At 36.2% G+C, this 26,374-nt stretch carries 20 protein-coding genes; 4 read left to right on the top strand and 16 right to left on the bottom strand.

What is annotated here, in order from left to right; all coding sequences use genetic code 11:
* Window positions 1-141 precede the first annotated feature (141 nt).
* The 8 genes from hflC to tsaE all read right to left on the bottom strand — a co-directional run bounded on the left by hflC (window position 142) and on the right by tsaE (window position 8,956).
* A complete protein-coding gene (gene hflC, locus KO502_RS10905) occupies window positions 142-1,026 on the bottom strand; it encodes a protease modulator HflC (RefSeq protein ID WP_216022608.1) in 885 nt (294 codons plus the stop codon).
* Window positions 1,026-2,189 (bottom strand): FtsH protease activity modulator HflK, encoded by a 1,164-nt coding sequence (hflK, locus tag KO502_RS10910; protein ID WP_216022609.1) that lies wholly within the window; start codon window positions 2,187-2,189, stop codon window positions 1,026-1,028. Before hflK ends, hflC begins: the two co-directional genes overlap by 1 nt.
* Before the next feature lie 131 nt (window positions 2,190-2,320).
* Window positions 2,321-3,604 (bottom strand): ribosome rescue GTPase HflX, encoded by a 1,284-nt coding sequence (hflX, locus tag KO502_RS10915; RefSeq protein ID WP_216022610.1) that lies wholly within the window; start codon window positions 3,602-3,604, stop codon window positions 2,321-2,323.
* Between the two features lie 51 nt (window positions 3,605-3,655).
* Window positions 3,656-3,907 (bottom strand): RNA chaperone Hfq, encoded by a 252-nt coding sequence (gene hfq / locus KO502_RS10920; protein WP_216022611.1) that lies wholly within the window; start codon window positions 3,905-3,907, stop codon window positions 3,656-3,658.
* Window positions 3,908-4,074: 167 nt separating this feature from the next.
* Window positions 4,075-5,010, bottom strand: coding sequence for a tRNA (adenosine(37)-N6)-dimethylallyltransferase MiaA (gene miaA / locus KO502_RS10925; protein WP_216022629.1), 936 nt, complete (start codon window positions 5,008-5,010; stop codon window positions 4,075-4,077).
* Between the two features lie 77 nt (window positions 5,011-5,087).
* A complete protein-coding gene (mutL, locus tag KO502_RS10930) occupies window positions 5,088-7,070 on the bottom strand; it encodes a DNA mismatch repair endonuclease MutL (protein WP_216022612.1) in 1,983 nt (660 codons plus the stop codon).
* A gap of 6 nt (window positions 7,071-7,076) precedes the next feature.
* The gene (locus KO502_RS10935; RefSeq protein WP_216022613.1) at window positions 7,077-8,411 is read right to left on the bottom strand and encodes an N-acetylmuramoyl-L-alanine amidase; all 1,335 of its coding nucleotides are present in this window, start codon (window positions 8,409-8,411) and stop codon (window positions 7,077-7,079) included.
* Window positions 8,412-8,467: 56 nt separating this feature from the next.
* Window positions 8,468-8,956, bottom strand: a complete 489-nt coding sequence (gene tsaE / locus KO502_RS10940; protein ID WP_216022614.1) for a tRNA (adenosine(37)-N6)-threonylcarbamoyltransferase complex ATPase subunit type 1 TsaE — start codon at window positions 8,954-8,956, stop codon at window positions 8,468-8,470.
* Window positions 8,957-9,304: 348 nt separating this feature from the next.
* Here tsaE and queG point away from each other — a divergent pair, with 348 nt between their 5' ends.
* A complete protein-coding gene (queG, locus tag KO502_RS10945) occupies window positions 9,305-10,564 on the top strand; it encodes a tRNA epoxyqueuosine(34) reductase QueG (RefSeq protein ID WP_216022615.1) in 1,260 nt (419 codons plus the stop codon).
* Window positions 10,565-10,672: 108 nt separating this feature from the next.
* Here queG and KO502_RS10950 read toward each other — a convergent pair whose 3' ends face one another.
* The 4 genes from KO502_RS10950 to KO502_RS10965 form a co-directional block, all read right to left on the bottom strand.
* The gene (locus KO502_RS10950) at window positions 10,673-11,203 is read right to left on the bottom strand and encodes a hypothetical protein (RefSeq protein WP_354668321.1); all 531 of its coding nucleotides are present in this window, start codon (window positions 11,201-11,203) and stop codon (window positions 10,673-10,675) included.
* A gap of 178 nt (window positions 11,204-11,381) precedes the next feature.
* Window positions 11,382-11,600, bottom strand: a complete 219-nt coding sequence (locus KO502_RS10955) for a DUF1289 domain-containing protein (RefSeq protein ID WP_216022616.1) — start codon at window positions 11,598-11,600, stop codon at window positions 11,382-11,384.
* A gap of 311 nt (window positions 11,601-11,911) precedes the next feature.
* Window positions 11,912-14,929, bottom strand: coding sequence for a hypothetical protein (locus KO502_RS10960; RefSeq protein WP_216022617.1), 3,018 nt, complete (start codon window positions 14,927-14,929; stop codon window positions 11,912-11,914).
* A 201-nt stretch (window positions 14,930-15,130) separates the two neighbouring features.
* The gene (locus KO502_RS10965) at window positions 15,131-15,457 is read right to left on the bottom strand and encodes a DUF3630 family protein (protein WP_216022618.1); all 327 of its coding nucleotides are present in this window, start codon (window positions 15,455-15,457) and stop codon (window positions 15,131-15,133) included.
* A gap of 195 nt (window positions 15,458-15,652) precedes the next feature.
* On the opposite strand from KO502_RS10965, the gene KO502_RS10970 reads away from it, so the two are divergent.
* On the top strand, window positions 15,653-15,955 hold the full coding sequence (locus KO502_RS10970) for a cytochrome c (RefSeq protein WP_216022619.1): 303 nt from the start codon (window positions 15,653-15,655) through the stop codon (window positions 15,953-15,955).
* A 175-nt stretch (window positions 15,956-16,130) separates the two neighbouring features.
* Here KO502_RS10970 and KO502_RS10975 read toward each other — a convergent pair whose 3' ends face one another.
* From KO502_RS10975 to KO502_RS10990, 4 genes are all read right to left on the bottom strand, one after another.
* Complete coding sequence (locus KO502_RS10975) at window positions 16,131-16,778, bottom strand: hypothetical protein (protein WP_216022620.1); 648 nt, start codon at window positions 16,776-16,778, stop codon at window positions 16,131-16,133.
* A gap of 323 nt (window positions 16,779-17,101) precedes the next feature.
* Window positions 17,102-19,840 (bottom strand): XrtA/PEP-CTERM system TPR-repeat protein PrsT, encoded by a 2,739-nt coding sequence (gene prsT, locus KO502_RS10980; protein ID WP_216022621.1) that lies wholly within the window; start codon window positions 19,838-19,840, stop codon window positions 17,102-17,104.
* Between the two features lie 147 nt (window positions 19,841-19,987).
* A complete protein-coding gene (gene prsT, locus KO502_RS10985; protein ID WP_216022622.1) occupies window positions 19,988-22,723 on the bottom strand; it encodes an XrtA/PEP-CTERM system TPR-repeat protein PrsT in 2,736 nt (911 codons plus the stop codon).
* A 157-nt stretch (window positions 22,724-22,880) separates the two neighbouring features.
* The gene (locus KO502_RS10990; protein ID WP_216022623.1) at window positions 22,881-23,132 is read right to left on the bottom strand and encodes an accessory factor UbiK family protein; all 252 of its coding nucleotides are present in this window, start codon (window positions 23,130-23,132) and stop codon (window positions 22,881-22,883) included.
* A gap of 114 nt (window positions 23,133-23,246) precedes the next feature.
* Here KO502_RS10990 and rep point away from each other — a divergent pair, with 114 nt between their 5' ends.
* Together rep and KO502_RS11000 are read left to right on the top strand one after the other, a co-directional pair.
* Window positions 23,247-25,280 carry a DNA helicase Rep gene (gene rep / locus KO502_RS10995; protein ID WP_216022624.1) on the top strand — a complete coding sequence of 678 codons (2,034 nt, stop codon included), beginning with the start codon at window positions 23,247-23,249 and terminating at the stop codon, window positions 25,278-25,280.
* A 150-nt stretch (window positions 25,281-25,430) separates the two neighbouring features.
* Window positions 25,431-26,246 carry a transporter substrate-binding domain-containing protein gene (locus KO502_RS11000; protein WP_216022625.1) on the top strand — a complete coding sequence of 272 codons (816 nt, stop codon included), beginning with the start codon at window positions 25,431-25,433 and terminating at the stop codon, window positions 26,244-26,246.
* Window positions 26,247-26,374 lie beyond the last annotated feature (128 nt).

Below are 26,374 nucleotides of genomic sequence, written 5' to 3' on the forward strand. Positions count from 1 at the left end.
CATAGCTCTGAGTTGGGAAGAAATTTAATCAAATTGGTATAACGTACTTGGTGTAATTAACGTCTTAAAAAACACACATAAAAAAACCAGCGAGAAACTGGTTTTTTATAATAGATTTCCTCTTATTAAGTAATCAATTAATTACTTACTTGCACCGTCACTATTTAAGAAACGGAAGAAGTCACCATCAGGTTTAACAACCATGATGTCATTTTTACTGTTAAAGCTATTTTTATAAGCTTCAAGGCTACGGTAAAAACCATAAAACTCTGCATCTTTGTTGTAAGCGTCAGAATATACTTTTGCCGCTAATGCATCACCTTCACCACGTATTGTAAAAGAGTTCTTTTGTGCTTCAGCTAACATAACCGTTACTTTAGCATCAATAGTCGCGCGAATAATTTCGGCTTGCTCTTGACCTTGTGATCTATGCTCTTTAGCTACCGCAGTTCGTTCTGCACGCATACGATCGAATATAGACTGGCTTATTTCATCTGGTAAGTTTATCGCTTTGATACGTACATCAACCACGTCAATACCTAAATCTTCACGACTGCTTTTTGCACTCTCTAAAGCTTTAGCCATTATATTATCGCGATCACCAGAAACAATTTCTTTAATGGTTCTATTACCAAACTCAGTACGCAAACCGTTATTGATTTTTTGCTTAAGTAATACTCGAGCATTATCAACCGATCCTGCTGTACGTAAATAATAAGTAGAAAAATCCACAATGCGCCATTTAGCATAAGAATCAACGATTAAATCTTTTTTCTCAGACGTTACAAAACGATCTGCGGCTTCATCTAATGTTTGAATACGGGCATCTAATTTTCGAACCGTTTCAATGAATGGAATCTTAAAGTGTAAACCTGGTTCAAATACCATCATTTGATCGGTAGCACTATCACGTTTAATTTTTGAAAATTGAAATACGATACCACGCTGGCCTTCATATATAACAAAAACTGACGATACTGAGAGAATGACAATTAGTGCTATTATCGCAATGAAAAAGTTCTTCATTAGTTACTTCTCCCGTTACTAAATCTATCAGAGCGACCTAATGACTGAGTAGGTGCTGAGTTCACGCTAGACGGTTCAACTGGTACATAGTTAGTTCTGTTTGTATTAGAGCTACTATTATTACTGTTATTTTGTTGTTGAATAATTTTATCTAAAGGTAAGTACATCATATTATTACCACCATCAACATCAACCATCACTTTACTGGTATTACTATAAACTTCTTCCATTGTGGCAATGTAAAGTCGCTCACGTGTTACTTTAGGTGCCGCTTGATACTCCGGTAATATTTTCTCAAAACGAGCAACTTCACCTTGCGCATCTAAAACAACTTGGCTCTTATAACCAATAGCTTCTTGTTCCATACGTTTAGCACGACCACGGGCACGAGGCTCAATACCACGGGCATAGGCTTCAGCTTCACGTAAAAAGCGTACTTCATCTTCTTGCGCTGAAATAGCATCATCAAATGCATCTTTTACTTCATTCGGCGGACGAGCATCTTTAAAGTTAACATCAACAATAAGTAAACCTAAGTCGTAGGGCTTAATAATGGCATCTAACTCTTGCCAAACTGATTGACGAATTTCTTCACGACCACTTGTTAATATTGCATCCATTTTAGAATGGCCAACAACATAACGAATGGCGCTATCAAGTGCTTGTTTTAAACTATCATCGGCATTTGTCACACTGAAAATATAATTACGAGGATTAACAACGCGATATTGGATTTGCATCTCTACACGAACGACGTTTTCATCTTTAGTCAGCATGAAACCTTCAGCAGGCATAGCACGAGTACTTTGCATATCAACAGGAATAATACGGTCTATAAAAGTCCACTTCCAGTTAATACCTGGATCAACCGTACCAGCATATTCTCCAAATCTTAAAACAATGCCTTGCTCTGCTTCTTTGATGGTGTAAAAGCCACTAAAGCCATACACAAGAGAAGCAATCACTAGAACTATTGAAATACCAATACTGGAAAAGCTTTTACCTGATCCTGAGCCGCCTTTAGAGGTTTTACCACCAAAAATCCCAGTCACTTTTTTACCAAGATCATTAAGAAGCTCATCTAAATCTGGTGGTCCTTGATTTTTGCCACCTTTGTTTTTCCAGGGGTCTTTATCATCATTCCCCGGTTCATTCCAAGCCATGTTGTTCTCCACTAAAATTGGCGAAAGTAAAATTGGCGATAATTAAATTATCGTCCTTAAATTAAAAATTAATTATTCGGTGTATTAATTAACACTACTCATTAAAAGTACAGAGTAAACCATACACACTACTATTCTATATAATCGACTAATTCACTATATTTAGTAGCGATTAATCGTTCCCATTCTCGCGAGGGCAAATTCACATTAAGATGGCAATTACCTTCATCATCATAACTTTCGTTGGTCACACAATTCAATTGATATAATTCACCACGCAACTTTCCAGCATCAGGCGGGATATTCAGTTGATGATTAACTATTTGTATATCTAAACGCTCAGCTAATGCAGTAAATAAAAGGTCTGTACCAATATTTGCCTGTGCAGATAACCAAACACGAATTGGCATACCTTCCGCATCTCTATCTATACGCGGTTCAATATCATCTAAGTTATCTATTTTATTACAGATAATTAATTGCGGTACATTATGCGCTTCTATTTCCCTAAGTACGTATTCTACTTGTTCAATATTTTCACTGCGTCTTTCGTCAGCTATATCAACCACATGTAGTAATAATTCAGCTTCACGGGTTTCCGTTAGTGTGGCTTTAAATGCTGCCACTAAATCATGAGGTAAATGGCGGATAAAACCAACTGTGTCAGCTAAAATAACACGACCGACTTCTGCTAAATCAATTTTTCTTAAGGTAGGATCTAAGGTCGCAAAGAGTTGGTCAGCAGCATAAACATCTGCTTGAGTTAAAGTATTAAATAGGGTTGATTTACCCGCATTAGTGTAACCAACTAACGAAAGTGTTGGTAGTTCTGCTCGCGTTCTTGCTCTTCTTCCTTGCTGCCTTTGAACTTCAACTCTTTCTAATCGCTTGCGTATATTAACCATACGCTCCCGTAATAACCGTCTATCGGTTTCTAGCTGAGTTTCACCTGGCCCTCTTAAGCCAATACCGCCTTTTTGTCTTTCCAAATGCGTCCAACCACGAATTAATCGACTACTCATGTGGCGTAATTGAGCTAACTCGACTTGTAATTTACCTTCATGAGTACGCGCTCGTTGTGCAAAGATATCGAGAATTAAGGTTGTGCGATCAACCACCCTACACTCACAAAGCGCTTCAATATTTTTTTCTTGCGATGGCGTCAAGCTATGATTAAAAAGGACAATATTAGCACCAACTGCCTGTACTGCATCGCGAATTTCTTCAGCTTTACCTGAGCCGACAAAAAAGCGTGGATGAGGAGTGCTACGTTTCCCCGTCACAACACTTAACGCATCAACGCCAGCAGAAGACACTAACATTTTAAACTCGTTAAGATCTTCTCTGGTGCTTTCATCGGGAAAGTCTAAATGGACAAGTACAGCTTGCTCGCCCGCTTGATAACGTTCAAACAATAGCGTTAAATCCTACTACCGTTAATAGTACTCAAACAAAGATATACCGTTTTATTCATCTGAAGATAAATCATCCGCACTAGGCACTGGCGTAGTGTTCACCGCTCGCGAAGGTACAACAGTAGAAATTGCGTGCTTATATACCATTTGACTAACGGTATTTTTTAGAAGGATTACAAATTGGTCAAATGACTCAACTTGCCCTTGTAATTTAATACCATTAACTAAATAAATTGCAACGGGAATACGATCACGACGTAATGCATTTAAAAATGGGTCTTGTAGAGACTGGCCTTTTGCCATTATCTTGTCCTTTTTATTATTATAAAAATTACTGGTAAATAAATTAACTACAGTAACAATTGTCTGAAGAAATAACTATAAAAACAAAACCCACAAAGCGTTGTAAGAATAGCTAATGAATTAATTATACATCAATTTTAAACTAATGCTTTAAAATTGCTTATCCTTTATGTCTTGGACGCTAGCAATGATAATACTTGTTTTAAGTTAGTGCTATCATCGGTAGTTAGCCAGTGTAAATCTGGCCAACTTCTTAACCAAGTAAGTTGTCTTTTAGCTAATTGTCTAGTTGCGCATACACCACGAAAAATCATTTCATCGTGGTCAAAATCACCATCTAAATATTGCCACATTTGTCGATAACCGACACAGCGAATTGAAGGTAAATTTTGATTTAAATCACCACGATTTTTTAACTTAATCACTTCTTGTTCAAAGCCTTGTTCTATCATTTGTTGGTAACGCAAAGCTATACGATCGTGAAGTGTACTGCGCTCTTTCGGTGCTATTGCTAATTGTAAAACATTGCCGCCGAGCTTATCACCTTTAATTTGTGTTAATTGTGTCAAAGTGTTGCTAGTTAACCTAAATACTTCTAATGCTCGTGTTATGCGTTGCGGATCATTAGGATGAATACGCTCTGCCGATACTGGGTCTATTGCCGCTAATTTCTCGTGCATAGCTTGCCAACCTAGCTCTAGCGCTTCACTTTCAATCGCTTTACGTATTTCAACATCAGCAGTTGGTAATGGCGATATACCTTCTATTAAGCTTTTAAAGTACATCATAGTGCCACCAACTAATAACGGAATTCTATTTTTACTTCTAATCTCGGCGATTTCAGCTAACGCATCACGACAAAAATCTGCGGCAGAGTAGCTTTCTAGTGGGTCACGTAGGTCAATAAGTTTATGTGGATATTGTGCTAATTCATCTTTTGTTGGTTTAGCAGTGCCAATATCCATATCTCGATAAATAAGAGCTGAATCTACGCTAACAATATCACACGGTAAAGAATCTTGTAACGCCATAGCTAATGCGGTTTTTCCCGACGCTGTCGGTCCCATCAAACAAATGACTGGCGGTTGCTCTTGCTCTGTTATGTTTTGAAGTGACACTAAGGCTTAACTCTTTATTTCGATTAATGCTTTAAATTAACACTTAAAATTATTAAAGCTAATTAAAGTAACTGCTTAATATGTGATGTAAGGTCTAGCGGGACAGAATTCAAGAGTAATTGTTGAGTTATTTGCTCGTTAAATATATTTTTAGCCTGTTTTAATAAAATATCAGCCTGTAACTCGTCATATTCAGGTAAAACCATTGCTAAACCAATACTTTGATAACAATCTATTTCCACTAATTGGTCGTCATTATTGTTATATTTATCACTAACAATACTTATAAAGTTATCTAAAATAACTGTCAGTGCATTACTAACATCTTGCTCACGTAATAATGCAGGAAACTGTCTAACTTGTATTTTATTTTTACTTTGCTCTACAAAAATTATACCCGCTTTTTCCATAAGCGGTTGTGCCGTTAAAGCAATAGCTAACTGCTCATCAGATAAATGTATTATAACAGGCAATAATAAGGGTTGGCTCACTAAACCTTCAACAGCAGTTTCTTCATTTTTTGACTGCCAACTTTGTGCAACAAGGTTACTGTAAATCTCTTTAGCTAAATTAAATAATGATAAAACTCTACAGCCACCTTGAGCTTTATAAAGCGCATACCCAGGCTTTTCTATACTAAGTAATAGGCTCGGTTTAGCATTGCTAGGGACAGTATATAATTCTTGAGCACTCTGCTGACTTTTCGGGTGCGTCATATTCGCTGAACTGGTATCTACTTTTGACTCCTCGCTATAAGGTGTCATTAATGCTTGATAGTTAGTTGTCGCAGCCTTTGAAACTGTTTTACGGTTATAAGGTTGAGATTCATTACTATAACCAGGCATCGCTGGACTATTGCTCACCTCTCGAACATGCTGTAGCGGCTTTATATAATCTGCTCGAGGGTAATCTGCTCGAGGGTAATTCGTAGATAAATCACCTTCTCTTGCAGTATTGCTATTGGTTTGTAATTGTTCTGTTGTATATGACTGCTCTTGAACTAAAGCCATGTCATTGCTTTGGCTATCAAATAAGCCCTCGCCTGCCATCGCCGAACTTAATGCTTTATGACAAACAGAATAAATAAAATCATGCACATAGCGACTTTGGTGAAATCTAACTTCATGCTTAGACGGATGAACATTGACATCAACCTCTCGATGATCAAGCTCTAAAAAAAGCACAAAAGCCGGAAAAGTATCTGCGGGTAACAAGTCTGCGTAGGCTTGACGAATAGCATGATTAATTAACTTATCACGCATCATTCTGCCATTTACATAACTATAGCTCAGGTCATTTTGACTACGTGCAAAACTAGGTTTTGCCAACCAACCCGACAATTTCATGCTGTCATGCGGACAATCTACTTCTAATGCATGTTCAATAAATTTGGGTCCACAAACTGCGGCAACTCGTTTAGTACATTGGGCCTGTGTGTTGGCACTGCGGTATTGACGAACGATATTACCATTATGCGTTAAGGTAAAACTTACTTCGAAGTGCGCCAAAGCAATACGACGAATAACCTCATCAATATGATTAAATTCAGTTTTTTCAGTACGTAAAAATTTACGTCTTGCAGGAGTATTAAAAAACAAGTCGAGTACTTCAATACTAGTACCGTCAGGATGTGCTGCAGGTTTAATATCAACCGTCATATCACGACCTTCAGCAACGGCTTGCCACGCTGTTGGTTGTGATTTTGGTTTAGAGGTTAGTGTTAAACGGGCAACCGAGCTAATACTTGCTAAGGCTTCACCACGAAAACCTAAACTATTGATGGCTTCAAGATCATTTAAGTCTTTTATTTTACTGGTTGCATGACGGCTCAATGCTAAGGCTAATTCTTCTTTAACAATACCATGGCCATTATCGGTAATTTTAATCTTTTTAATGCCGCCTTTATCAACATCAATATTTATAAAAGTAGCACCTGCATCTAAACTATTTTCGATAAGCTCTTTAATTACAGAAGCAGGACGTTCAACCACTTCACCTGCAGCAATTTGGTTTGCTAGGCGTGCAGGTAATATAGCAATAGTCATAACAGATTATCCGGTACGGGGAATTTTTAAGGTTTGACCTATTCGTATCGAATTGGTTTTTAAGTTGTTAATAGATTTAAGTTTACTCATTGAAATATTATAACGTTCAGCAAGTACAGATAAAGATTCACCACTACGCACCTTATGCTTTTTGTAACCAATTGAAGCAAAATAAGAGCCTGTTAAAGGATGGGCTAAAAAGTGACTCTTAATTCCTTGATGAATAGCATCAGCTAAACGTTGTTGATGTTTAGACCAAGTTAAATTTTTCTCTTCTGCATGATTAGATATAAAGCCCGTTTCAACCAAAATAGAAGGAATATCTGACGATTTAAGCACAGCAAAATTACCATTTTGAGGGGTGCTTTTATGCATTTTAGTGATTTTTCGTAATTCTTTAATCACATTATTTGCTACACCAAAGCTCACACCTAATGAATGCTCTTTACTCATATCCGCTAGGGTTAGTGCTAAATTACTATCTGCAGTAGTTTTGATAACGCCGCCGCCGCCGCCAAGTAATTCTGATTTTTTCTCACGGTTCACTAACCAACGTGATAATTCAGACTCTGCACGACTTTGTGTAACCACCCAAACAGAAGCGCCACTTGGGCCAGGAGTATGAAAAGCATCGGCATGAATGGATACTAAAAAGTGTACGTTTTTATCTCTGGCTAAACTGGTACGGCGATTCAAATCAACATAATAATCGCCGCTGCGAATTAAAACGGCTTTCATGCCTTTTTCTTCGTTGATTACTTTCTGTAATTTTTTAGCAATCGCTAATGTTACCTTTTTTTCGTAGGTACCTTTGCTACCAATAGAGCCTGGGTCTTCCCCACCATGACCGGCATCAATACCAATGATAATATCGCCAATATTTTCTTTAGGGGTAGCTACGACTTTCGGGCTTCTATTTTTATCGTAAAGGTCGATAACCAAGCGATTTCCGTATTGTCCTGCAGGTGCTAAAGGAAACACGGTTAATTGATAAGATTGCGATAATTCGAGTACTAATCTTGTTTTTTCTTTACTAGAACTTGAGCGGAAAAGTTTCACACGAGGGTCATTAGCGGCAAGATTATTTAAAGGTACTGAGTTTTTTGTATCAGTAAAGTCAATGACTAAACGATCGGGATTACTTAAAGTAAAATATTTATAATCAGGTTTATTTTTAACATCAAAAACGATACGTGTATTTTCTGGGGCTGGCCATACTCGAATACCATCAATACTATTAGCGGCAAGACTATCTACCGAAAATAAACTCGCAAAAGCAAGCATACAAAGCAATGCTACCGCTTGTATTCTTGCTCTAACTAGATAAACAATGTGATCCATTTAACCCACCCCAAACTTAAAACAAACTGTTAGCAACCTAGCTATCAGTAAAAACCTTATAACTCTATTATATGTGCAAGCTCTGTAATGATTTGCTCACCACGTACAGATTCAGCCTGCAGTTTGATGACTCTTTGTTCATCTTGATAAGCCATAGTAATAGTTAAATCTGCTTTAGCCAATAGACCAGAGCCTTTTTCTGGCCATTCAATAAAACAGCAGCAATCATCGTTAAAATAATCCCTGATACCCATATATTCTAACTCTTCAGGATCAGCCAGACGATATAAGTCAAAGTGAAATACACGCCAGTTAGCTAAATCATACGGCTCGACTATGGTATATGTGGGACTTTTTACATTACCTTGATGTCCCATACCACGTACAAAGCCACGAGTAAGCGTAGTTTTACCAGCGCCTAAATCACCGTTAAGATAAACAACCAAGGCTTGCTGGGTTAACTCTTTCTTTAATGCTGTTGCTAATCCTGTGCCAATGGCGATGGTCGCCTCTTCATCAGCTAAAAAGTATTCTAATTGCTTCATTTTTCATTTCTATGTTTATATGGCTACTACAAGAGGAGAATCTAATATTTCACCTCTGTACAATTATTGTCATGATAAATTATTAACAGCTATTCTGCACTGACATTCTATATTGCTAATTTATATAGTGGCAATAAACACCATAATAGCAGCAGATGGGCAATGAATATAGGCTCTCTATGCTCTACACCTGCAATAAAGTTAACTACACCATAACCCAATTCTCAAACCGGTAAAATTTAGCGCTAATATCATTTATAACTTTTATGATAACCTTGCCAAATGCGGCGCTTATTTAACTCGCCTCACCTATATATTAATACTACAGCTGAGCTTCAAATAACTCGTATGACTAAGCCTTCAAATAACGAAAAATCATCTAGCGACAAAGCTGTTGATGTAACAGAAATTTTTGATTACCAAGCCTTAGCCGAGAAAATTAAAGCGTGGGGGAAAGAGTTAGGCTTTTCTGATTTAGGTATTAGTGACATTGATCTTTCTCATCACGAAAGTACATTAGAGCGCTGGCTCGATCAGGGTTTTCATGGCAATATGGATTACATGGCACGTCACGGGTTAATGCGCGCTAGACCTGCTGAATTAGTACCTGGCACAGTAAGAGTTATTAGTGTACGTTTAGATTACCTACCTCACAACGCCCAGTTTTCAAGCATACTAAAAGATAAGCATAAAGCCTATATTAGCCGCTACGCGCTTGGTCGAGATTACCATAAATTAATGCGTAAACGCTTACAGCAACTAGGTAAAAAAATTGCTGAGCATTGTCCTGACTTTAACTGCCGACCTTTTGTTGATTCAGCTCCAGTCATGGAAAGGCCTTTGGCAGAAAAAGCCGGACTTGGCTGGGCAGGAAAACATACCCTATTAATAAATAAAGAAGCTGGCTCTTGGTTTTTTCTAGGTGAATTATTTGTTGATATCCCACTTCCCGTTACTGTTAATGAATATAGCGAAAATGCACAAAAGTCATTATCTGAGCCAACCAAAGCAGAAAAGACCAATGACTGTGGCACTTGTGTTGCCTGTATTAAAATTTGCCCAACCAAAGCGATTGTTGAACCATATACCGTTGATGCGAAACGTTGTATTTCTTACTTCACGATAGAATCACCAGATCCGATCCCTAAAGAGTTAAGGCCGTTAATGGGCAATCGTATCTACGGTTGTGACGATTGCCAATTAATTTGTCCTTGGAATAAATACGCAAAGCTCAGCCTTGTCGATGATTTTCAGGCAAGAAATAATTTAGATGATATAAGTTTACTCGAACTGTTTTCTTGGTCTGAAGAATACTTTTTACAAACTTTAGAAGGCTCTCCAATTAGGCGTATTGGTTTTCAAAGTTGGATGAGAAATATTGCCGTAGCTTTAGGCAATGCGCCTTATAACGAAGAAATCATTGCCGCGTTAACAGACAAATTAGCTACGAGCAGTGAGCTAGTACAAGAGCATATTTATTGGGCATTAGAGCAACAAGCAATGAAAATGACACTTACCGATAAAGCCGCTAGTGAACAGAATAAAAATCATCGCTTAACTTTAAGGTTAACTCGTTCAATTGAAAAGGGTTTACCCAGAGACGCGTAAATTATGCTTTAAAATACTATGTCGATATAGACTTAGGTCTTTAAAGGCTTGGTTATTTTAAAGACTTAACGACTTAACGACATTAAATAGGTCATTAAGCCTTTACATTTATTTTGCTGTCGCTTGTTGTGACTTTGTTAGTACGGCAATATCAGCTTTTGCCTCATCGAGTTCATTCTGCAGGTTCAATAATTTTTTAATCGTTTCATTTTTATCATCTATTGCATCTTTTTCTCGCGCTTTAGACTCAGCCAACAATTCTTTAGTTTTGGTTAATGCATCCATCACATTAGCAATATCACTGTTTTTGGCAAATTTTTGATCTTCTCGTAGATTTTCAAAGCTATCATCCGTTGAATTTGCAAACTCTCTTGAGCGATAACTGAAATACTTAAAGGCGAGTCGTATTAAAAAGATAATACAACTAAAAAATAAGACGAGGATAAATTGATTTTCCCCCATAGTTGAAAAAGCTGTTGATAAGCGTGTTAAAAAATCACCTTCTGCTGTAATAAAATGACTAAATAACTGGTTATGCCACGCACACCAAGTAAATATATAAATAAGGATGAAAGTAGAGGTTTGGTTTTCGTCTTCGATAAAGTCGAACATAGATTTGAGCGTTTTCTTTTCTATCACTTAACAGTCCCTTTCTGTTTAAAAAAACAAGCTAATAACAATATAAACTAGTGTCTGGTGAATCATTATCCCGAGTAGAGGTTAAAAAAATCTTAAACCGAGATCAGGTTAAATATTACAAAATAACTTTTCGATAATAATAAACTAATTATTTACGCAACAGAACAACCTTCAATAATTAACTATTATTTTTGCTATCGATCCTTCGTTGTTGGCAGACTTGTATAATTTTTTCTTTTTCTAAGGATGAATAACTTTGCCAGCCGGTGATCTCGTCAAGGTGACGATAACAGCCAACACAAATGTCTGAAGCATCTAAACAACAATTTCTAACACAAGGGCTATCCTTTAACCTTATATTTTTCGAATTACTCAATCTCCTCTCCAATAACTTCATCAACAACACATAACGTTAATTATAGAATTCTTGGCCAAAATATTATCACTATACCCGCTCCACTTGAAGATGCAGGATTCAGCTGGAATTAGAAACGCCTTTAGGAAGGCATTGATTGTAGAGAATGGCTGTTCCTTCTCAAAATCAATAACGCCGCCTAAAGCGTTTCTAAACCAGCCTTTGGGAAGGCTGAGCAAATCATACCCAGCGTTACATTTATTTTTAAGGGAATAACCCTTAATAAATATGCCTTGGTTATGAATCGCTCAGACTTCCTGAAACGAGCATCTTCAAGTGGAACGGGTATATAATTACACTATTGAATCTGCATCTTGACTAATTACTTCTACAGCTTTGTCAATTTTAGTTAATAGGTTTATTTGTTCATTATCGGTATTATTCAAACCTTGCTTAGCTAATAATGCCTGCAAGTGCTCACATAAAGATAGCAAATGCCCTGCTGCAAGTATTCTACTATTATCCACAAGACTTTGAATTGTAGTATCAGTCTGTTGAGTGTCGTTATTTGCAAAGGCCTGCTGTAACTGCCCCGTTAAGTCTTTATTCTCCGTAATATATTCATCAAGCATAAAAATAGCTAACTCAGTCGAGCCTTGGTGCTTTAAGTAACGGTTAAAATCAAAACTTGATGTTTGATTAACCGAATCAATCTGAGCGTCATCCATAAATACACCCTTCTTTTCATCAATTATTTTTTCACTTATTTGCCTACTCTGCTCACTACTGTCGCCTTGTTTATTAATCCAAGGTAACATAGCTGCAATAAGCTTGTCGGTGTTACCACCCGAATTTATTTGACCTGTAAACCAATGACTATATAGCGGATCTTTACTTTCATTTTGCTTGCTAACTTCTTGGTTTTTACCCGTAGAATCCACTAAGGTAAATACACCTTTAACCAATTTACTTATATCATCAGGTTTTTGTTGTTCATCTATAATAAAAGGTGTAAATGTTTGACAGTTTAGATCGGTAATTAACACCGAAAATTGCCCACTGATCCATTGTGCTTGCAACATAAACTCATTAGTCACAAATTTAGTTTGCAAGCCTAAGCTTTGTAAAATTTGTTGTAAATGATAATGTTTTTCTGGCCGTTTTACAGCCAATAAAACAGCTATTGGCATAGCCAGATATTTACTCTTTAAAGCTGAACATTCTTGCTCAAGCTCAGGTAATTTAAAAGGTAGGGACAATTTAGGATAACTTTCTTCAGGCTGATCGTTAATAACCGCAAGCGGTACTTTGAAGCAACACTGATAAGCTTTTGCCGTTAACTTAGCATCAATATCTTCACCATATTGATAATCTAATAAAGTAGAAAAATAACTAGCTAGCTCAGACAAACTCTCAGTTTCAGTATTAAACCCCGCTAATGATTTTGGTAGTTTTATTGATTTATCATTACTTTTAACCTCGCCAATAAATACTACTTTTTGTTGTCCATTGTTTTTATCAACCAGTTTCAAGGCGATAGAGACTTGCTTATTACTTTGTTCCATCAAGAGTAAATCAATGAAAGTACGAAATATTTCAGAAAACAATTCAACATCAACATTTACTCCGACTTGAATTTTTTCATCTATTTCGAGCGTAATTTGATTACCGGCCTCCTGCATAGTAGCGTAGGTATTGAGCAAAACAGCTTGTATTTCTGCGGCAATATTTACATCACTTAATGTCAAGATTGCTTTTTCACTTTGTAAATACAAGTGATAACGGGCCTGACTTAACTGCTTCTCTAATTGAATTCCCTGAAGGTAAGCTTTAAAAAAATTATTATTTTCAGGGGTATTATTTTTATTCTGATGACTGAAAGGGCTAGCGTTGACAGTGCAGCTCATCAATACAAGCTGATTGATAACTGTTTTCTGGAGTTCGCTGCAGCGTTGATGCTCAAGTAACAAAGCCCTCTCAGACATAGCAGAAACATCAAGTTCAAACTGATTTAATTCCTCGGTTAACTCTTCTATTTTTTCATTAGCCTTAACAAGCTTTTCTTTCGTTGCTTTATGCTTGTCAGACAATTCCAAATAGTTAATTTTATTATAATCACCTCTATTATCAGCCTCAATCTTTCGAATTAAGGCTGCAGACTCAGCACTATAAAACTTAGATTTTTCATCCTCAATTAATGCATTGCTCCCCTCAGTCAATATTGACCTTTTCCTAGTTTGAATAGCTCTGCCAATTAAGTTTATATTGGTTTTATTTGCTGCTTTGAGACGAATTCTAACCCATAAAAGTAATATTAAAGTAAAATATAAAATCAACGCATAAATCACCAATATCCGCCGCGGTACTATATTCGCAATATCTTGCAAAGACGCTACATTGAAAACAGCATCATTTAATGCGACATCCCTAGCGCTATCTTTATCATGATGTAAATTATTTTCTACCAATGCCAAGAGCGTTTTTTGTAATGCTTGTTGTTGAGATATTAAGTTAGTTTGAAAATTTGCTATCAAACCAAGCTTTGTTTGCCATTTTACTAATAAACCCTGTTTTAATATAAGGTCTTCAAAACGTATCAAGTCTCTGACAATATCTGCCATATTCTGGTTAGTCGATTGCTTAGTCGCTAATTGTTTCGCGTAATCATCAACAAAAAGTGTATTTACTTGTTTACTCAATGAGTCCATTACCGTAAACGAGGTTTTTAAATTTAAACTGGAAATAGCAGTAACTATATTACTTAGTTGGTTTTCAAGTTTATTTAATAAAGTAACTTGTTTGCTAGATAATCTTGCCTTGTTTAGCTCAATCTTTATCGCATCAAGTAAAGTATCTAACTGAATCAATACTTTACTTTTTAGCAATTCATGTTCAGGATTATTTTTAGCAATGGTAATTATGGTTTTAGTGTCATTATCGTTTACCGTAAACCACTGCTGATATACAGTTTTATAGCTTGATGCTAACAGTGATAACTTCTTACTTTGTAAGGCAAGAGATTTCTGCAATACATTAATATCATTGATGTTTTCGCTATGTAAAAGCGCATCAATAATGTTATTCGAATTAATCAGGTATGTTTGTTGTAGTAACTGCCCTTTTAGGGGGGTAACTTGTTCGGTGATGAGGGCTTGAGAAAATTTAAACTGTTGCGAAAGTAACCATAACGAAGTCAATACCACAACGCTGAAAGCTAAAAAAATAACGAATAGCTGCAACGAAAAAAACTGATGAAACGGTTTTTTATTATCGCTGGCTTTTTTCGTATCAACTTGTGAATGAGTGACCTTCTCATCAGGTAATTTATCCGCCAGTTGATTTGTTTTTCCTATTATTTTTTTGGTACTCATCACTGTCTACTTTACACTCTTATCATGGTCAATATTTTATACTATTTAGTCGCCTAACACATTAAAGGCTGCTGAATTTACGTCCTATTTTTTCTTTTTACCATTACTCTCTACAGACTATTGAAAATAGGCTTAATCAACATTTTTTAATACTGTAAGTTTCAATAAAAATGGCTTTAATATAATTTAAAGTAGCCAATATCAATTTATATTTTTTGCATTCTCTATTACTTCATAAAGTGATTGTAAATACGTTGTACTGGTAGCATCTTGACTTTCAATCCAACATGACTGACTGTAAAAATCAAAGTTCAATAGAAAATAGTTATCGTTCCAACTAAATCGTGTATCTTCTCTATCTGCGCCAACATTATGTTCTTGGATCACAATGGGCTGTATCGGAGAAAAGACCAACTCGCTTAATAACTTAATATCTTCTTGGTACCACTGATGCGCAAAAATTAGAGTTAAGTACTCTGGCTGATACGTTATCTCTCTAATATTTTGTTTAACTTCGTGTTGTTGCATATTGCCTTACTAAATTTTATATAAATAATTCGTAATTATACTGCTAAAGCTTGATGCTAATCAGTGCTTTTAACAGAAAATTAACGACAAGTTAGTTTATTTTTCATATACTCAAAACAGAATTTATTTTTATAATTTGTTATCATGTATTTATGTTAACAAGTTAAATACTTAAAACTTAAAGAGAGTGAAACTATGAACAAACTTCTACTTGCTGTGACTACAGCAACAGTAATGATTGCTTCTCCTGTATTTGCCGGTGACGCCGAAGCTGGCAAAGCCAAATCAGCAATGTGTGCAGCTTGTCACGGTGCTGCTGGTATTTCAGCAATACCAATGTACCCAAACTTAGCGGGACAAAAAGAAGCTTACCTTGCTAAGCAACTTAAAGACTTTAAATCAGGTACTCGTAATGACCCTACAATGAAAGGTATGGTTATGGCACTTTCTGAAACTGATATAGCTGACTTAGCAGCATATTATGCTAACTTAAAATAAGTTATTTATTTTAACCAAGTCCTTATCAATAAAAACACAATTCAATTGAACTGTGTTTTTTTATATCTGAAATTTGTGATTCTAAATTGAGTACTAAATTTCAGGTATAAAAAAACCTCCCAAAGGAGGCTTTTCGTCTAAAGCTTAAGTTATAAAAACTAAGCTTTAAGTCAAATTAAGACTGACGACGTGCAACACGAGCTAGACCTAAAAGACCTAAACCGAAGATTGCTAAAGTAGTTGGAGCAGAAACTTCTTGGAAAGTTCCGCCTGCAGCAACATTAGAGATAGCTACACTCTGACCTGCATATAGAGGAAGACCAAAGAAACTTCCTACAGTATCACTGAAACTAGCTTCTAAATTAAAGCCTGCAAATGATATTTGTTCAATATCTACTAAATCAGCGTTGCCTGGGTTTAATGAATCATGAGAATAAATAGTATCACCATTGTAGCTAAATGCTGCACCTAATTCTAAGTTACCTGATAAACCAGACCAATCAAAGCCATTAGTAGAGCTTGATGATGTTGCAGTTTGGTTAGCAAAATCCCAGCTAACTGTTGTGCCAGCAAACAAATCATCTGAAGGGCCAAAAATATCCATAGTATCAACTACAGAATTAGTATTAGTATCAGTTAAATACCAGCTATGTGAAATACCGTTAGAAGTAAAAAACTCACCATATTCTACAAATAAAAACGCGCCAGATTGATCTTGAAAGCCATCAGTATCTGTTGGGATAAAAGATTCAAATAAACCTGCATTTGCTGTTGAAGCTAATAAAGTAGCCGATAATGCTAAACCCGTTAATAATTTTTTCATAATCTCATTCCATTTATATAAAAGTTAAAATATCGGCTAAAAGAAGCCATTCATTAGGTATAAAGCAACGGCTATGCCAACACTATAAAACACTTTAATTACAGTTAATTACAGAATGAAATATTATTGTTTTTTTTCGTATGTAAAAGAAGCTGACACTAGTTGTGAACGATTTTAAGAGTCTTTATTTATTTTGCTTACAAATAGTAATTGGTATTAATACATATAAATACCCTCTTACCCAAAAGCGACTGTTATTACCAATAACAGTCGCTTTTAGTTGTTCATCTAATCACTGATTAACTAGCTTAACTTATTAGCCTCTATAGTTGCGCCTGTAAATGTGCTTTTTGCTTAGCTTGCTCTTGCGTATCAATCGACAGTTGAACTAACACCGCTTTTGCGTTAGTCATTTGCTTATTTGCGATGAGTATTTCAGCATAATTTAGTTGAATATCTACATTTTTCCCTTTGGACATATCAGACGCTTTGCCTGCATAGGTTAACGCCGCTTTTTCATCTCCAGACTTAAGCAGTACTTTCCCGTAAGTATCGGCTATTTCAGCAATATTAGGTGCTAATAAAGAAGCCTGTTGAGCATGCTGTAACGCTTGCTCTATGTTGTTTTCTTCTAAATACAGCCAGGCTAAATTATTATGAGCGATGATGTTTTTGGGTTGTTTTTGAACAACATCTAAATAACCAGCAATGGCTTTAGTGGTGTCATCTTCCATATAACTACCTGCTAATATAGTTTGCACTTTATTATCGGTAGGGTTAGTTATTAAATATTCTTCCAATAAAGCAATGGCTTTTGACTTCTCTTTATTTCCTACGTAAGCACTCGCTAGAGATACAACATTTTTACTACTTGGATAAACCTGATAAAACTTTAAGAGCTTAGGAATAGCTTGTTTATAGTCTTTTTCTAATAATAGAATATTACCAAGTAAACCTTGCTTTATGCTGTCATCTATACCATTTTCTACTAATTTTTCATGAAGCGCTTTGGCTGGAGCTAGTTGCTTACTCTCTAGTAACAGCTGCATTTTTATTAATTGCAATGCCACATTATCTTTATGGTTTTCTATGCCTCGTGTAACAGTATCTAAAGCAGCTTTATTGTTACCTTGTCTACTATATAACTCAGAAAGTAATGCTATTGGCTCAACATGATATGGATTAGCAGCAATCCACTTTTCTAATGTCACTTTAATTTGAGGTAAATCATTTTTTCTTTTCTGGTTAAATACCGCTAATTGCCAATAGCGCTTTGGTAGGTTAGGTGTTCTAGCAATACTGGTCAATAACGTTTCCGCTTCTTGGTATTTCTCTAAGCTCATCATTGCTTCAGCCACTAACAAGGCTTTTTCAATATCGCTTTTATTTAATTGATACGCACTATTCAACTTATCCAATGCCATTTCGTTATGATATACCGCGAAATATTGTCTTAATATATAGTTATCATCAGATGCTAAATTAATTAAGTAATCGACTCGTTGCTTGCTTAATGGCACATTTTTTTGTTCTTGTGCAATTTTAAGTTGCTGAATTAAGGCAAAGCTGTTGTCAGGCTCTAATAATAAACTCTGTTTTAAGGCTTTTTCAGCTTCAGCATATTTTTTTTCTGTAATCGCGATAGTCGCAATTAAATTGTAGCCTCCCGATTTTTCAGGATATTCAACTTGCCATTTAGTTGCGATTTTTTTCGCTTGTTCAATATTGTTGTTTTGTAATGCTCCATAGCCTAACGCTAATTCAGCTTCAATAAAGTCAGGATTTAAGTTAATCGCTTCTTCTAAATCATCAACGCCCGAAGGGTCGTTCATCATTAACTTTAAAATACCTTGTCTGGCGCTTTTAGCGGGATCTGATGAGGCAGAATTATTATGTGCAAGTAACTGCTTCGCTTCATCCATAGCCCCCAATTCAAATAATTTATAACTCAAAGACGTGACGAATTGTGAATCATCTGAGTTATCTTCAAAATTACTAACCGTAGTATTGATTTCATCTACTAAGCCTAATTCCAGCTGCGTAACAGATAACATGCGTCTGCCTACGTGGTCTTTCGGTAAGTACTTTTCAATATCACTTAAATTTTCATAACTTAATTGCCAATTTTTCACATAAAAAGCACTCGCGCCAGCAGCCAGCTTTAAATTAAATGGGCTGTAATTATTCGCCATAGCAAACTCTGCATGCTCACTGGCCTTATGATAATCTTTACCGTTAAAGGCCACCATAGCTTTAACATAATGTGCGATTGGTTGGGTTTTCACTCGGGCTAAAATAGCATCGGCATACTTTTCTGCTTCATCATATTGTTGAGATTTTAATAAGGCATTGGCAAGTAATAACTCTACCGTGCCAGAGCTAGGCTGTAAATTTAAGTACTCTTTAAAATTTATAGCAGCTTGTTCGTAGTCTTTTGTTACCATAGCAAGTTGCCCTTGTAACATAAGCGCATCAACCTGCTTAGCATCAAGAGTCAAAATTTGAGATATTAGAACTTTAGCGTCATCAAAATTAAGTTGTTCAACTTCTAAATAGGCTAAAGCAAGCATTGCATAAATACTTTCTGCATTTAATGATTTCGCCAAGCTAACACTTTCTTTAGCTTGCTCTGCTTGTTCGCTACGTAATTGCGCTAATGTTTTATAAGCTAAGTAATGCGTTTGTGCTGCATTATCTAATTTACTTGCGGCGTTACTTAAGTCGATAACATCAAGATCGCTTCCCGTTAATATATAAGCACGCGCTAAAAGTGGTAACACTTTATTTTCGGGGTAATTGTATTGTTGCGCTCGTTCAAGCTCTTTTACAGCAGACGCGCCATTACCTATATTCAAATAAGTTTGCCCTAATAAAAACCGTACTTCGGCATTTTTATTATCTTTTTGAATAGCATTTTTATAATCAATAATCGCATTATTGTATTTGCCTTGTTCACTGTGTTGTTGGCCACTAGCAATCAGTTGCTCTGGTGTTGTGGTGTCACTACAACCACTTAAACCTAAGGCAAGCGTTACTGCCGATGTGATTATTAACTTTTTCATGAAAAACCCTTTCTGAAATTTTTAGTGTTAAATGGTAAATACATCAAAAACCCAAGATAACATCAGGTTCTCGTTAATTATTAATTTCTTCATTACCCATCTATGACGGCAATAGTTTTTGCTGTCATAGATGAAAAAAATGATGTGTTAAATCTTTTCTTGAAGTTGTGATTTTATTTTAGTTTGTTCCGAGTTTTCTGGTGTTAAAGCATTAAGTAAGCGGCTTGCTTCGGCGTTTTTACTGTTAGCAATTAGCACTTCAATATAATTAAGTTGAATAGCAATATCTTGTCCTTTAGCTAATTCAGAAGCCTTACCTGCATATTTTAAAGCTTGTTCATTATCACCAGACTTTAATAGCACCTTAGCGTATGTATCGGCAATATTAGCAATATCAGGCGCTAGGTTATTCGCTTTTCGTGCATGCTGTAATGCTAAGTCTATTTTTTCTTGCTCTAAATATAACCAAGCTAAGTTATTATGAGCAATAACATTTTTAGGTTCATTTTTAACAAGATTTTCATAAACTGTGATGGCTTTATTGCTGTCATCTTCCAAGTAGATCCCCGCTAACATAGTTTTAATACGATTGTTATTTGGGTCAATGGTTAGGTAATTATCTAATGTTTCAATCGCTTTAGCATCTTGCTCAGCTCCTAAATAAGCGCTAGCTAAATACATTGCATTTTGAGCACTTGAGTAAACCTCATAAAGTGCTGTAAGTTTTGGAATTGCTTGCGCATGCTTACTTTCTAATAAGAAAATCCTACCTAAGAAGCCTTGTTTTAGCGCATCATTAATATTATTTTTTGCCAAATCCTCATACAATACTTTAGCCTCTTTTACTTGTTGGCTGTTAAGTAATATCTGCATTTGTATTAGTTGCAATACAAGGTTACCGGTATGGTAATCTAAGCCGCGTTTAACAACACTTAAAGCACGACTATTATTGCCGTGACTGGCATGTAAATCAGCTAATAAAATTACAGGTTCGACATGATAAGGGCTAGCTGCTAACCAGTTTTCTAGGGTTAGTTGCACTTTGGCAATTTCATTCTGTTTTTTGTAGGTAAACAAGGTTAATTGCCAGTATTTTTTAGGTAAGTTAGCTGTAGATGACAAACTAGACAGTAAGTTTTCTGCCTCTTTATATTGATCTAAGCTCACCATAGCTTCTGCAACTAATAGTGCTTTATCCATTTCGGCTTTATTGGTTTGATATGCTTGCTGTAATTTATCTAAGCCTTTTTGATTATGATAAACACCAAAATAATGTCTTAATACTTGGTTATTATATGGCGCTAGAGTAATTAAGTTATCTGCCCGTTGTTGGCTTAAAGCTTCGTTTTCTTGTTGACGCGCTAACCGAAGCTGCTCAGTTAATGCAAAAATATTATTCGGCTCTAATGCGAGACTTTTCTGTAAAGTAGTTTCAGCTTGGTTATATTTTTCTTCTTTAATGTAAACGCTAGCCATTAAATTATACCCCCCTGGTTTATCAGGGTATGTTTCTTGCCATTTTTGGGCTATTGCACGGGCTTTATCAATATCATTATTTTGTAGAGCTGCATAAGCTAATGCTAATTCGGCCTCAATAAATTCAGGATCTAATGCCATCGCCTCTTCTAAGTTTTGAATACCTGAAGGGTCATTCATCATTAATTTTAAAATACCTTGTCTAGCATTATCGCCTGCAGTAGCACCTTCGCTTATTGCCAATACTTTTTTAGCTTCGTCCATTGCTCCTAGCTCTAATAACTTGTAGCTCATAGATGCTAAGAATTTTGAACCTTCCATTTCTCCACTATCAAACTCACTAATGGTTGTGCTTATTTCATCAATTAAACCTAGCTCTAACTGCGTAACGGCCAACATGCGTCTGGCTTGATGGTCTTTCGGTAAGTATTCAACAACTGCACTAAGGTGGTAGTGACTGCGTTCCCAATTTTTTAAATAAAACGCACTTGCTCCCGCCACTAATTTTAAATTAAATTGATTAAAGTTTGATGATAATGCTGCCTCGGCATGCTCACTGGCCTTATCAAATGTTTTACGATTAAAAGCAACCATGGCTTTAATATAGTGAGCGAAAGGCTGGTTGTTAATTTTTGCGAGAATATTGTCTGCATATTTGTCAGCTTCATCATACTGCCCTGATTTAAGTAAGGCGTTAGCTAACAACAATTGCGCAACCCCAGAGCGAGGCTGTAAATGTAAAAACGTTTTAAAACTCTGAGCTGCTTGTTCAAAGTTTTTCGTTACCATTGACAATTGGCCTTGCAGCATAAGCGCATCAACTTGCTGGTCATCTATGGTTAATATTCGTGATAGTAAAGCCTCTACTTCATCGTAATTATTCTCTGAGAACTGCAGGTACGCCAAGGCAAGCATGCTATATAGATTTTGTTCACCTAATGTTTGTGCCAGTTCAACACTTTCTTTTGCTAACTCAGGTTGCTCGCTACGTAAGGCTGCTAATGTTTTATAGGCTAGATAATGGCTGCGCTCTGCATTGGCAAGGCTTATTGATATGTCACTTAATGCCAATACATCAGCATCGCTTTCTGTTAATAAGTAGGCTCTAGCAAGTAATGGCAGTACTTTATTGGCCGTGTAGTTAAACTGGTGTGCGCGTTCTAGTTCTTTTGCTGCCGCAGCACCCTCGCCTAAATTTAAATAAATTTGCCCTAATAAAAATCTCGCTTCAGCATTTTTACTATCAACTCGAATGGCATTTTTTAACTCAATAATACTTTCATTGGTTTTATTTTCGCTGAGGTAGCTTTTAGCACTTTTTAAATGCGTTTCAACAGAGGCGGGTTCACTACAAGCAGTAATAGCCAGCGCAACGCTCAGGCAAAGAGAGGCTTTTACAAATTTCATGTTGAACTTCCTTTTCGGTATTATTTTAGGTTAAGTGAAGATATTTATATCAATATCGTTGTGGTTATACAAACTCATATTCTAACAGGTTAAAAAAATGCCCATTAACAATAAAGTTAATTGGGCATAATTCTTAATTTAAAGCATACATTTTTATTTAACTTGCCGATATTTTTTCTTCTAATTCGGCTAATTTAGCTTCAAGGTCTGCTATTTTAGCGCGCGTTTTAATCAATACTTGTGTTTGCACATCAAACTCTTCACGCGTTACTACATCAAGCTGTGATAACTTACTTTGTAAAACAGATTTTGCTTTGTCTTCAAAATCGGTTGCCATACTTTTTAAGCTTGGTGGAATAGAATCCGTTACTTGTTTTGCTATTTCTTCAATCTTTTTTGCATTGATCATAATAATTTTCCTTCAATTTATGCTTGTTAGCATTGTAACTGTTTTGCCGATGACTAAAAACAGGTAAAATCTCTGTCTCGAAATTTATTTACTCAAGAAAGTAGTTTAATAGCCATGAAGCTAAACCCTGGACAAAATGAAGCGGTAAAATTTGTTAGTGGCCCTTGCCTTGTATTAGCAGGTGCTGGCTCAGGTAAAACCGGTGTTATTTGTCAAAAAATCGCTTACCTCATTCAAAAATGTGATTACAAAGCACGTAATATTGCAGCAGTCACCTTTACCAATAAAGCCGCCCGAGAAATGAAAGAGCGCATTCAGAAAATGCTTGGTCGTGATCTTACCCGCGGTTTAACTGTTTCTACTTTTCATTCTCTTGGTCTTGATATTGTTCGTCGTGAAATTAAAACCTTAGGTTACAAGCCTGGTTTTACATTATTTGATGACCAAGATACCTTAGCTTTACTTAAAGAATTAACCATTGATGAACTTGATGGCGATAAAGATTTACTGAACCAATTACAAAGTAAAATTTCAAATTGGAAAAATGACTTATTCTTGCCTGATGATGCACTAAAATCTGCTAACGATGCACAAAGTAGTGAATATGCTGAATTTTATCAGCGTTATCACAAGCACATGAAAGCCTATAATGCCTTAGATTTTGATGATTTAATTCTTATTCCTACTTTATTAATGAAGAATTACCCTGAAGTACGTGAGCGTTGGCAAAATAAAATTCGCTATCTTTTAGTTGATGAATACCAAGATACTAACGCCAGCCAATATGAGTTAGTAAAACATATTACCGGTGAGCGTGGTCGCTTAACAGTAGTAGGCGATGATGACCAATCAATATATTCATGGCGTGGTGCGAAGCCTGAAAACCTTATATTACTTGGTAAAGATTTTCCTACACTAAAGTTGATTAAATTAGAGCAAAACTATCGTTCAAGCGGTCGTATTTTAAAATGCGCTAACGTATTAATTGCTAATAATCCGCACGTTTACGACAAGGCGCTTTTTAGTGATCTTGCTTACGGTGTTGAGTTACGTGTGATCCAAGCTAAGAATGAAGAAAATGAAATAGAGCGTGTTATTGGCGAGCTTATTGGTCATCGTTTTATGAATCGCAGTCAATACAAAGATTATGCTGTGCTTTATCGAGGTAACCATCAATCACGTTTACTTGAAAAAGCCTTAATGCAAAACCGTATTCCTTATAAAATAAGTGGCGGTACCTCATTCTTCTCTCGTTCAGAAATTAAAGATGTAATGGCGTATTTACGGGTGTTGGTAAACCCTGATGACGACAATGCCTTTTTACGTATTGTGAATGTCCCTAAACGTGAATTAGGCCCTGCTACCCTAGAAAAGCTCGGCACTTACGCCAACATGCGTCAAATTAGTATGTTTGCCGCAAGCTTTGAATTAGGCTTAGAGCAAACCCTAACAGGTCGAAGCTTAATGAAGATGCAAGCTTTTACTCAATGGGTTGTTGATATTGCTGACGAGGCTGAGCGTGGTGATACCGCAGCGGTATTACGCTCAATGATCCGCCAAATTAATTACGAAGATTACTTATACGATACTTCCCCAAGTGCAAGAGCCGCAGAAATGCGCATGAAAAACGTTACCGAGCTATTTAGTTGGGTGACGCAAATGCTTGAAGGCACTGACGACGAAGAGCCGATGACTTTACCCCAAATTGTTACCCGCTTAACCTTACGTGACATGATGGAACGTAATGAAGAAGAAGACAGTAACGATCAAGTACAGTTAATGACACTCCATGCCTCTAAAGGATTAGAGTTTCCTTATGTTTTCCTAATCGGCATGGAAGAAGGTTTATTACCACACCAAACCAGTATTGATGAAGGCAGTGTTGAAGAAGAACGCCGTCTTGCTTACGTTGGCATTACTCGCGCACAGCGTGAGTTAATATTTACTTACGCAAGAGAGCGCAGACAATTTGGTGAGGTTTCTCGTACCGAAGCAAGTCGCTTTTTACATGAGTTACCACAAGATGACTTAAATTGGGAACTAGGTGCTGCAAAGAAAAAAACCGCAGAACATGTAGAACAATCGAATAAACAAGGCATGGCAGGGTTACGCGCGCAATTAGCAAAAGCTAAAGAAGCAAAGAAATAGTAGCTACATCTAATACTAAACATAAGGAAGCAGCTGTAATTAAACCGTCAAACTAGCTTGTTACGCTTAAGGGTAGACATAAAGAGTCTCAATGCGTAACCTGTTAACGCTTTTTACAATATTATTACAATCAAAGGATAGAGGAATTTTATGATTAACATTTTAAAGAAAATGGGAACAGCTGTTGTACTGTTAGCCACAATGGTTATGTTTACAAGCAGCGCACAAGCAGCACAAAAAGATGTTTTAGCTGAAATAGTTAATAGCGGCATATTAAAAGTGGCTATGTCTGGCGATCAACCACCTTATAATATGAAAGATCGTAAAAAAGAGTTAATGGGGCTTGATGTTGATTTAGCGCGAGCATTAGCAAATGCGATGCACGTAGAGCTTGAAATTGTAGAAGTACCATTTGGCGAATTATTACCTACCTTAAACAGTGGTAAAGCCGATATGATTATTTCGGGTATGGCAATTACAACACAGCGTTCACAAATGGCAACGTTTATTGGTCCTTATAACATATCAGGCAAATCAATGCTAAGTACGCATACAGGGATGGAGAAAATTTCTAAAGATGGTTTTAATAACCCAAGCACACGCATTGTTGCTTTAGAAAACTCAACTAGCCAAATGTTTGTTAAAGAAAAAATTCCTCAAGCAAGTTTAAATACAATTAGCAACTATGATGAAGGTGTTAAATTAATTCTAGCGGACAAGGCAGATATACTTGTTGCGGATATGGCTATTTGTAAGTTAACCGTTTTACGCAACCCTGGTAATGGTTTAACTACCTCTAAAGAACCGCTTTCTATTGAGCCTATCGGCATAGCAATACCAACCAACAACCCTAAACTTGAAAACTTAGTTCGTAACTATTTAAATACTTATGAAAAAATGGGGATGATTGAAGCATTGCAAACTAAATGGTTTGAAAACAGCAGCTGGATTGTTGCATTACCATAAATCAAAATGTTAATTCAACATTCGAGTTAACTTGAACAGATATTTGAATATTACCTTGAATAAAGGTAACTAAAAAAGCCCTGTTTATCAGGGCTTTTTTGTAACTTGTTTTTAAAGACTACCGATAA

The sequence above is a fragment of the Colwellia sp. E2M01 genome (assembly GCF_018860585.1).
Lineage (GTDB): Bacteria > Pseudomonadota > Gammaproteobacteria > Enterobacterales > Alteromonadaceae > Colwellia.